A 10,307-nucleotide genomic window follows, 5' to 3' on the forward strand; every position below is an offset into this window, starting at 1 on the left:
CGGCAGTGCGCAACAACCCTGCATTACGAGTGCGAACCTCTGACCCTTAGGCTCGTGCCTCGTACCAGGAGTGGCGTGGACCGTCTGCTCGGCGGTTCCCCTCCCCCGTGGGCGTCCTCGGTGATGCCCGCGTACCGCTGCGGTCCTCCGTCACGACGACAGGCAGCGATAAGGAGCCTCCGCAGTGCTGGACCACGGCGCAGCCCCACCGGTCGAGGAATCGACCACCCGCAAGACCTCCGCTCTCGGCGCACTGACCCGGCGCAAGCCGGTGGAACAGCTGGTCGCAGAGGGTGGCCAGGGTGAGGGTGGCAGTCTCCGCCGCTCGCTCTCCATGTGGCAGCTGACCATGATCAGCATCGGCGCCACACTGGGCACCGGCATCTTCGTCGTCCTCGGCGACGCCGTCCCCGAGGCCGGCCCGGCGGTCACCCTCGCCTTCGCCATCGCCGGTCTCGCGGCGCTCTTCTCGGCCCTCTCGTACGCAGAGCTGGCCGGTTCCATACCGGTCGCGGGCTCCTCGTACTCGTACGCTTACGCAACGATGGGCGAACTCGTCGCCTGGGTCTGCGGCTGGTGCCTGGTCCTGGAGTACGGCGTCTCGGTCGCCGCCGTGGCCGTCGGCTGGGGCGAGTACCTCAACGAACTGCTCGACGGCACCATCGGGGTCACCATCCCCGACGTGCTCTCCTCCGCCCCCGGCGAAGGCGGCGTGATCAACCTGCCCGGCCTCGTGGTCGTGCTGCTCGCCATGGTGTTCCTGCTCGGCGGCGCCCGTGAGTCCGCCGTGGTCAACACGATCATGGTCTTCGTGAAGATCGTCGCCCTCGTGCTCTTCTGCGCCATCGGCTTCATGGGCTTCAAGTCCGGCAACTACGAGGACTTCATGCCGCTCGGCATGGCCGGCGTCGGCGCCGCCGGGGCCACGCTCTTCTTCTCGTACATCGGCTTCGACGCCGCCTCCACGGCCGGCGAGGAGGCGAAGGACCCCAAGCGCGACCTGCCCCGTGCGATCATGCTGTCGCTGCTGATCGTCACGGTCCTCTACGTCCTGGTCGCGGCCGTCGCCGTCGGCGCGTGGAACTGGAAGGACTTCGACGGCTCCGAGGCCACCCTCGCCGCGATCATGAACGACGTCAGCGGCCAGAAGTTCTGGGGCACCCTGCTCGCCGCCGGCGCCGTCATCTCGATCGCCAGCGTCGTGCTCACCGTCCTGTACGGCCAGACCCGCGTGCTCTTCGCGATGTCCCGCGACGGTCTCGTGCCCAAGGTCTTCGGCAAGGTCAACGCCAAGACCGGTACGCCCCGCGTCAACACCGTGATCGTGTCGCTGTTCTGCGGCGCCCTCGCCTCCGTCATCCCGCTGGGCAAGCTCGTCGACGCCACCAGCATCGGCACCCTGTTCGCCTTCGGCCTGGTCAACATCGCGGTGATCGTGCTCCGCCGGACCCGCCCGACCATGGACCGCACCTTCCGCGTGCCGCTCGGCTGGACCTTCCCCATCCTCGGCTTCGTGGCCTGCGCGTACCTGATGTACAACCTGGACGCGATCACCTGGGTGGTCTTCGGTTGCTGGATGGCCGCGGGCCTCGTGTTCTACTTCCTGTACGGCATGCGCCGCTCCCGGCTGGCCTCCGCGCCGGCCGTGGCAGAGACCTCAGCAGAGAAGTGATCCACCCGTAGTGCGACTCAACGACCTCGACGAACGCATCGTCCACGCCCTCGCGGAAGACGCCCGCCGCAGCTACGCCGACATCGGCTCGCTCGTCGGGCTCTCCGCCCCCGCCGTGAAGCGGCGCGTGGACCGGCTCAGGGCCGAGGGCGCCATCACCGGCTTCACCGTACGGGTGGATCCGGCGGCGCTCGGCTGGGAGACCGAGGGCTTCGTCGAGATCTACTGTCGCCACAACACCTCGCCGGACGACATCCGGCGAGGTCTGGAGCGGTACCCCGAGGTGGTGTCCGCGTCGACCGTCACCGGTGACGCGGACGCCGTCGTCCAGGTCTTCGCCTCGGACATGCGCCACTTCGAGCGGGTCCTGGAACGCATCGCGGGCGAGCCCTTCGTGGAGCGCACCAAGTCCGTCCTGGTGCTGTCACCCCTGCTCCGCCGCTTCTCCTCGGGCTCGCCCGCGTAGACCCCGGTCCGCCCACACCCGTGGGGCGGCCCGAGGGACCGGCCCTGGCGGGCCGGGTAGTCGAGTGTCCCCGGCAGGACCCGGAAGTCGCCGGTACCGGCCTCGACCCGCTCGAACGGGGCCGCGGCGTTGCACGGCGGCGCCTCGTCCTTCGTCGGGTCCGAGGCCAGCCGGCTGTATCCGAGCCGGTCGCGCCGGCCGTCGTCGTGCGCCGACACCCCGACCCGCCGGTGCAGCAGCCCCGGCACGCCGGTCTCGGCCTTTCGGCAGGTCCGCCGGGGTTCCGCCGGACGACCACCACTCCTCCGCCGGGACCGCGCCCGGGCGTCGTGCCGCGGGACGGTTGCCCCTCTGCCGCGCGGCGGAGGCGGAACCCGCCCCGGGCGGAGCCGTACGCAACGAATCGCCGCCCCGACGGCCCATCGCGCAATGGTTCGACGGTCGGTCCGCAACGCTGCCGTCTTGTCCCGACCGAGTGCGAAACCGTACCGTTTTTGACGTCTTCCCCCTGTACTCCGACCACCGAGGATCACGCATGCCCGCGCTGCGCACCGCCCTGCTCCAGAGCTCCGGTGAGCTCGGTGACGTGGCCGGCAACCTCAAGATCCTCGACGAGGCCGCCGGCCGCGCCGCCGCCGCCGGAGCGGACCTGCTGCTCGCCCCCGAACTCTTCCTCACGGGGTACGCCATCGGCGCCGACATGGCCCGTCTCGCCGAGCCCTCCGACGGCCCCTCCGCCCGAGCCGTCGCGGCCATCGCGGTCCGCCACGGCCTGGCCGTCGGCTACGGCTACCCGGAGCGCGACACCGAGGCGCACGGCGTCCTGTACAACGCGGCGCGGCTCGTCGGCGCCGACGGGGAACCGCTCGCCGACTACCGCAAGACCCATCTCTTCGGCGGCTTCGAGACGACCTGGTTCACCCCCGGCGACCGGCCCGTCGTCCAGGCCGAGCTCGGCGGGCTCACCGTCGGCATGATGATCTGCTACGACGTCGAGTTCCCGGAGAACGTACGGGCGCACGCGCTGGCCGGCACGGACCTCCTCCTCGTGCCGACCGCGCTCATGCACCCCGCCGAGATCGTGCCCCTGTCCGTGCTCCCGGTCCGCGCCTTCGAGAACCAGCTGTACATCGCGTACGCCAACCGGACCGGCCCCGAGGGTGACTTCGAGTTCGTCGGCCTCTCCACCCTCGTGGGCCCCGACGGCACCGCCCGGGCCCGGGCCGGCCGCGGTGAGGACCTCGTCCTCGGCGATGTCGACCCCGCCTTCCTCGCGGCCTCCCGCGAGGAGAACCCCTACCTCCGCGACCGGCGCCCGGGGCTCTACCGCTCCCTCGTCTGAGCCGCCCCTCCCGCCCCGACCCGCGCAGTCGCCACGACTCACCCTTTTTCCGTGCAAGGAGTCCGTACCCCATGACGTCCACGGTGCCCACGACCGCCGTCCCCCACAGCGACGGCCAGCCGCCGATCACCATGTTCGGTCCGGACTTCCCGTACGCCTACGACGACTTCCTGGCCCACCCGGCCGGTCTCGGCCAGATACCGGCGACCGAGCACGGCACCGAGGTCGCGGTCATCGGCGGCGGTCTCTCCGGCATCATCGCCGCGTACGAGCTGATGAAGATGGGCCTCAAGCCCGTCGTCTACGAGGCCGACCAGATCGGCGGCCGGCTGCGGACCGTCGGCTTCGAGGGCACCGCCACCGAGGGCCTCACCGCCGAGATGGGCGCCATGCGCTTCCCGCCCTCCTCGACCGCGCTCCAGCACTACATCGACCTCGTCGGCCTGGAGACCACGCCCTTCCCGAACCCGCTGGCCGAGACGACCCCCTCGACCGTCGTCGACCTCAAGGGCGAGTCGCACTACGCCACCACCGTCGACGACCTCCCGCAGGTCTACCGCGACGTGATGAACGCGTGGAACGCCTGCCTCGACGAGGGCGCCGACTTCTCCGACATGAACCAGGCCATGCGCGAGCGCGACGTCCCGCGCATCCGCGAGATCTGGTCGAAGCTCGTCGAGAAGCTCGACAACCAGACCTTCTACGGCTTCCTCTGCGACTCCGAGTCCTTCAAGTCCTTCCGGCACCGCGAGATCTTCGGCCAGGTCGGCTTCGGCACCGGCGGCTGGGACACCGACTTCCCCAACTCCATCCTGGAGATCCTCCGCGTCGTCTACACCGAGGCCGACGACCACCACCGCGGTATCGTCGGCGGCTCCCAGCAGCTCCCGCTGCGGCTGTGGGAGCGCGAGCCGGAGAAGATCGTGCACTGGGCGCCGGGCACCTCGCTCAGCTCCCTGCACGAGGGCGCCCCGAAGCCGGCGGTCACCCGGCTGAACCGGACCGCCGGCAACCGGATCACCGTCACCGACGCCTCCGGCGACATCCGCACCTTCCAGGCGGCGATCTTCACAGCCCAGTCCTGGATGCTGCTCTCCAAGATCGCCTGCGACGACTCGCTCTTCCCGATCGACCACTGGACGGCGATCGAGCGCACCCACTACATGGAGTCCTCGAAGCTGTTCGTCCCCGTCGACCGGCCGTTCTGGCTGGACAAGGATGAGGAGACCGGCCGGGACGTCATGTCGATGACGCTCACCGACCGCATGACCCGCGGCACGTACCTGCTCGACGACGGCCCGGACAGGCCCGCGACCATCTGCCTCTCGTACACCTGGTGCGACGACAGCCTGAAGTGGCTGCCGCTGTCCGCGAACGAGCGGATGGAGGTCATGCTGAAGTCGCTGGGCGAGATCTACCCGAAGGTCGACATCCGGAAGCACATCATCGGCAACCCGGTGACGGTCTCCTGGGAGAACGAGCCCTACTTCATGGGCGCGTTCAAGGCGAACCTGCCCGGTCACTACCGCTACCAGCGGCGTCTGTTCACGCACTTCATGCAGGACCGGCTGCCCGAGGACAAGCGGGGCATCTTCCTCGCGGGCGACGACATCTCGTGGACGGCCGGCTGGGCCGAGGGCGCGGTGCAGACGGCGCTCAACGCCGTGTGGGGCGTGATGCACCACTTCGGCGGTGCCACCGACGGGACGAACCCCGGTCCGGGCGACGTGTACGACGAGATCGCCCCGGTCGAGCTGCCGGAGGACTGAGCCGTACGGGGGCGCCGCCGTCTCCGCGAGACGGCCCGGCCCGGCCCGGTTCCGGACGCGACCCGGCCCGCCCTGAGCCCCCGGGCCGTTCAGGGCATGGTCAGCGGGGTGAGGAGCATCCGCCCCACCAGACCCACCGAGCGGTCCAGGCGTTCCGTGAACTCCTCGGCCAGTTCGGGCAGGCCGCGCAGCTGCCACAGCGAGCGCGCCGCCAGCCAGGCCCCGTCGCGGGCCCGGTCGAGGCTCCAGCAGCCGAGCAGATGCGTCAGCGGGTCCGCGACCTCCAGGAGGTCCGGGCCCGGCATCAGTTCCTCCCGGATGCGCTCCTCCAGGAGGACCAGCACGTCGCCCACCCGGTCGAACTCGTCCTCCAGGTCCGCGGGCGCGCACTCCAGGACCCGGCAGGCGTCGACCACCGCGAGGGCCAGGTCGTGGCCGATGTGGGCGTTGATTCCGGCCAGCGCGAACTGCAGCGGCCGTACGCCGGGGTGGCGGCGGTAGCGGAACAGTGGCCGCCAGCACGCGGGGGAGGGGAGTCCGGCGGCCGCCGCGTCCACCGCGGTCAGGTACCGCTCGGCGAACCGCACGTCGAGGGTGGCGGCGGCCCGCCGGTCGGCGAAGCCGCCCGCCTCTATCGCGTGGCCGATCTCCTCCGTGACGGTGAGATAGACCCGGTTGAACACGGCGACCCCGTCGGCCGGATGCCAGGCCGTGCGGAAGGCCCGCATCCGGGCCACCACGGGGTCGACCGCGAGGAACGGGCCGGGCTGCCGCCCGACCCGCCGTGTCTGTTCGCTCTGCCCGATCTGCTGGGTCTGCGCCATGCGGGCAGGCTCCCAGCCGCCGGGCCCGGGAGGGAACTCCTCCGGCCCGGCTTCCCCAGAACGGGCGAATCACTCAGCTCTTCGACGGCGGCTCGTCGCCGGACGTGCTCTCGTACGAGCTGGTGCCGGAGTCCAGCAGCGGCTCCTGCTGCTTGAGGTGGGCCGGGGCGAAGGCCCGCAGCACGTGGTAGCCGGTGATGACCACGATCGTGCCGAGCGCGATGCCGCCCAGTTCGAAGGTGTCCGTGAAGGTCAGTTTCACCCCGCCGACGCCGATGATGATGCCCGCGGCGGCCGGGACCAGGTTGAGCGGGTTGCGCAGGTCGACCTTGGCGTTGATCCAGATCTGGGCGCCGAGCAGGCCGATCATGCCGTACAGGATGACGGTGATGCCGCCGAGGACGCCGCCGGGGATGGCGGCGACGACCGCGCCGAACTTCGGGCAGAGGCCGAAGAGGAGGGCGAAGCCGGCGGCGGCCCAGTAGGCGGCTGTGGAGTAGACCCGGGTGGCGGCCATGACGCCGATGTTCTCCGAGTACGTCGTGTTCGGCGGGCCGCCCACGGCCGTGGACAGCATCGAGGCGGCGCCGTCGGCGGCGATCGCGGTGCCGAGCTGGTCGTCCAGCGGCTTGCCGGTCATCTCGCCGACGGCCTTGACGTGTCCGGCGTTCTCGGCGATCAGCGCGATGACGACGGGCAGCGCGACGAGGATCGCGGACCACTCGAAGCTCGGGGCGTGGAACGAGGGCAGGCCGACCCAGTCGGCCTGGGAGACGCCGGAGAGGTCGAGCCGCCAGTGGTCGGTGACCTGGCCGCTCGCGGACATGGAGTGGATCTTGCCGAAGACCAGGTCGAGGATCCACGAGAGGGCGTAGCCGAAGATCAGGCCGAGGAAGATCGCGATGCGGGACCAGAAGCCGCGCAGGCAGACGACGGCGAGGCCGGTGAACAGCATCGTGAGCAGGGCCGTCCACTGGTCCTGCGGCCAGTACGTGGCCGCGGTGACCGGGGCCAGGTTGAAGCCGATCAGCATCACGACGGCGCCGGTGACGATCGGCGGCATCGCCGCGTGGATGATGTGCGCGCCGAACCGCCGGACCGCGAGTCCGGCGAGGAAGAGCACCCCGCCGACGACGAACACCGCGCCCGTCACGGTGGCGCTGGTGCCGCCCGCGGCCCGGATGGCGGCGGCGACACCGACGAACGAGAGCGAACAGCCCAGGTAGGAGGGGACCGTGCCGCGGGTCGCGAGCAGGAAGATCGCGGTCGCGAATCCGGACATCATGATCGCGAGGTTGGGGTCCAGGCCCATCAGGACCGGGGCGACGAACGAGGCCCCGAACATCGCCACGACGTGCTGGGCGCCGAGGCCGACCGTGCGCGGCCAGGAGAGTCGTTCGTCCGGGCGGACGACGGCTCCGGGAGCGGGTGTCTTCCCGTCGCCGTGCAGAGTCCAGCGCACGCCGAGGTTCATGAGGTGGCTCCCGTTCTACGGTTCCGGCGGCCGCGTCGCGACCGCAAAAGATCAGCCACATGGTATGCGCCGCCGGGGGCGGGGGACGTGCGCCCCGGCCCCCGACGGCGCCGTCCGGGCGGTGCGGGTCAGGCAAGATCCGGAAGAGACGGCCTAGCCGACGGGGCCAGGGGTCCGCTCCGGGGCGGACTTCGCCGGCGCGGACTCCCGCCCGGCGGAGCGGAGGACGCCCGCGCCGAGGACGAGCCCCAGGGCGAGCAGGGTGACCAGGCCGAACGAGAAGACCAGCGAGGTCGCGTCGGCGATGCCGCCGATCGCCGAGGGGGCGATGAGCCCCGACGTGTACGTGATGGTGGCGACGCCCGCGATGGCCTGGCTCGGGTTCGGGCCGCTGCGCCCGGCCGCGGCGAAGGCGAGCGGGACGACGACCGCGACCCCGAGGCCGATGAAACCGAAACCGGCCATGGCGACGGCGGCGTGCGGGGCGGCGACCACCATGGCGCCGCCGAGGGTGGCGACGACGCCCCCGACCCGTACCGTGCGGACCGCGCCGAAGCGGTCCACGACCCGGTCGCCGGCCAGCCGGGCGATGGTCATGGTCAGGGCGAAGGCGGTCGTGGAGGCGGCCGCGAGGCCGGCCGAGCCGCCGAGCTCGTCCCGGAGGTAGACGGCCGACCAGTCGAGGCTCGCGCCCTCCGCGAAGACCGCACAGAACCCGACCGCTCCGATGATCAGCGCGGACTTCGGCGGCAGCGAGAAGCGCGGCGGCGCCTCCTCGTCCGGGGTGCTGTGCACGTCCAGGACGCCCTGGCAGAAGACCAGGCCGAGGGTGGTGAGCACCAGGGCCGCGATCAGATGGTGGAGCCGGGCGTCGCCGCCCAGGTGCGCGGCGACCGTGCCCGCGGCGGAGCCGATGAGGGCGCCGGCGCTCCACATGCCGTGCAGGCTCGACATGATGGACCGGCCGAGCCGGTTCTCGGTCTCGACCCCGAGCGCGTTCATCGCCACGTCGGACATGCCGGCGGTCGCGCCGTACACGAAGAGGGCGGCGCACAGGCCCCAGACGTTCGGCGCGAGCGAGGGCAGCGTCAGGGCGAGCGTCCAGAGGGCGAGCAGGCCGCGCAGCGCCGTCCGGGCGCCGAACCGGTGCGAGATGGCGCCCGCGAGCGGCATCGCGAGGGAGGCGCCCAGCGCGGGGAAGGCGAGGGCGAGTCCGAGCTGGCCCGCGCTCACGCCCGCGTGCTCCTGGATCCAGGGGATGCGGGTGGCGAAGCTGCCGGTCACGGCGCCGTGGACGCAGAAGACTGCGGCGACGGCGAAGCGCGCCCGCCGCAGGCGATCGGTGCTGGTGACGGTCTCCGCCGCCATGGGCCCTCCCTGGGGGGTGTGGGGTCGTCGAGTGGGTGCGGCCGTAAACTATCAGGAACCCTGCCTGATAAATAGACCGCGAACGGCCCTCCGTACCCGGACGCGTCTGAGAGGATCGCCGCATGGCCGCATCCCCGAGCACCGCACGAGCCATCAACGACCGGTTCGCCCTGCGACTGCTCCAGGACGAAGGGCCGTTGACGGCCGCTCAGCTCAAGACCCTCACCGGGCTCTCCCGGCCCACCGTCGCCGATCTCGTCGAGCGCCTGCGCGGCTCCGGGCTCGTCCACGTCGTCGGTGAGTCCGGGGCGGAGCGCCGGGGGCCCAACGCCAAGCTGTACGGGCTGGTCGCCGACCGCGCGCACCTGGCCGCCCTCGACGTCCGGACGCGGTCGGTCTCCGTCACCGTCACCGACCTGCTCGGCGCCACCCTCGCCGAGGCCTCCGTGCCCGTCGGCGACGACAGCGACACCGGGCCGGCCGTCGAGAAGGCGGTCGCGCTCCTGGAGCGCACCGCACGGGAGGCGGGGGCCGACCGGCTGCACACCGTCGCCGTCGGCGCGCCCGGTCTGATCGACCCGGCCACCGGCGAACTCCGCGACTCCTCGGGACTGCCCGCCTGGCACCGGCGGCTCGTCGGCGTCCTCCAGGAACGGCTGCCCGCGCACGTCCTCGTCGAGAACGAGACCAACCTCGCCGCCGTCGCCGAACTCCGCGAGGGCGCGGCGCGCGCACGCGAGGACTTCGTCCTGCTCTGGCTCGGCCAGGGCGTCGGCGCGGCGGTCGTCCTCGGCGGGCGGCTGCGCCGCGGCGCCTCCGGCGGCGCGGGCGAGATCGGCTTCCTCCCGGTGCCCGGCACCTCCGGCCTGCCCTCGGCCACCGGCTGTGACGGCGGCTTCCACGAGCTGGCCTGCGCGGCCGCCGTCGAGGCCCTGGCCGCCGCCCACGGCCTCAGCGCGGCGGAGGCGCTGGGCTCGGGCCCCGACCCCTTCCTCGACGCCCTGGCCCGCCGCCTCGCGATCGGCGCGGCCGCCGTCGTCTCGGTCCTCGACCCCGGCTGCGTGGTCCTCGCCGGGGAGACCGGCCACCAGGGCGGCGCCGCGCTCGCCGCGCGCGTGGAGGCCGAACTGGCCGCCCTCTCCCCGCTCCGCGCGGAGGTCCGCGCCACGGACCTGGGGGACGCGGCGGTGCGGCGCGGAGCCCTGCTCCTGGCCCGTGACACGGCCCAGGACGAGCTCTTCGGGGCGCCGACCGCGGGGCTCGGGAGCTGAGGCCGTCCCCGCGCCCCTCCCGTACGGCCCCGGACACGCGAGCGTGCCGTGCCCCGGGAACGCGAGCGCGCCGCGCCCCGGACAGGGGGGCGCGGCGCGCTCGCGTTCCCGGGGCACGGCA

8 protein-coding genes are annotated in these 10,307 nt (G+C 72.4%); 5 read left to right on the forward strand and 3 right to left on the reverse strand.

Going from position 1 to position 10,307, the window contains the following annotated elements:
• The first annotated feature begins 184 nt into the window (after positions 1-184).
• From EAO70_RS24910 to EAO70_RS24930, 4 genes are all read left to right on the forward strand, one after another.
• Positions 185-1,672 carry an amino acid permease gene (locus EAO70_RS24910; RefSeq protein WP_148004995.1) on the forward strand — a complete coding sequence of 496 codons (1,488 nt, stop codon included), beginning with the start codon at positions 185-187 and terminating at the stop codon, positions 1,670-1,672.
• Between the two features lie 10 nt (positions 1,673-1,682).
• Entirely contained in the window at positions 1,683-2,138 is a 456-nt protein-coding gene (locus EAO70_RS24915; protein WP_015032260.1) for an Lrp/AsnC family transcriptional regulator, read from the forward strand.
• A gap of 535 nt (positions 2,139-2,673) precedes the next feature.
• Positions 2,674-3,480, forward strand: a complete 807-nt coding sequence (locus EAO70_RS24925) for a carbon-nitrogen hydrolase family protein (protein ID WP_148004996.1) — start codon at positions 2,674-2,676, stop codon at positions 3,478-3,480.
• 71 nt (positions 3,481-3,551) lie between these two features.
• Positions 3,552-5,249, forward strand: coding sequence for a flavin monoamine oxidase family protein (locus tag EAO70_RS24930; protein WP_148004997.1), 1,698 nt, complete (start codon positions 3,552-3,554; stop codon positions 5,247-5,249).
• A gap of 89 nt (positions 5,250-5,338) precedes the next feature.
• Here the strand turns inward: EAO70_RS24930 and EAO70_RS24935 are convergent, their stop codons facing one another.
• The 3 genes from EAO70_RS24935 to EAO70_RS24945 all read right to left on the reverse strand — a co-directional run bounded on the left by EAO70_RS24935 (position 5,339) and on the right by EAO70_RS24945 (position 8,915).
• On the reverse strand, positions 5,339-5,977 hold the full coding sequence (locus EAO70_RS24935; protein WP_148005337.1) for a DUF5995 family protein: 639 nt from the start codon (positions 5,975-5,977) through the stop codon (positions 5,339-5,341).
• A gap of 169 nt (positions 5,978-6,146) precedes the next feature.
• Complete coding sequence (locus tag EAO70_RS24940) at positions 6,147-7,547, reverse strand: uracil-xanthine permease family protein (RefSeq protein WP_148004998.1); 1,401 nt, start codon at positions 7,545-7,547, stop codon at positions 6,147-6,149.
• Positions 7,548-7,700: 153 nt separating this feature from the next.
• Entirely contained in the window at positions 7,701-8,915 is a 1,215-nt protein-coding gene (locus EAO70_RS24945) for an MFS transporter (protein ID WP_148004999.1), read from the reverse strand.
• A gap of 122 nt (positions 8,916-9,037) precedes the next feature.
• Between EAO70_RS24945 and EAO70_RS24950 the strand changes: the two genes are divergently transcribed.
• Positions 9,038-10,186, forward strand: a complete 1,149-nt coding sequence (locus tag EAO70_RS24950) for an ROK family transcriptional regulator (RefSeq protein ID WP_148005338.1) — start codon at positions 9,038-9,040, stop codon at positions 10,184-10,186.
• The last annotated feature ends 121 nt before the right edge of the window (positions 10,187-10,307 follow it).

It is taken from the genome of Streptomyces sp. adm13(2018) (assembly GCF_008042145.1).
Lineage (GTDB): Bacteria > Actinomycetota > Actinomycetes > Streptomycetales > Streptomycetaceae > Streptomyces.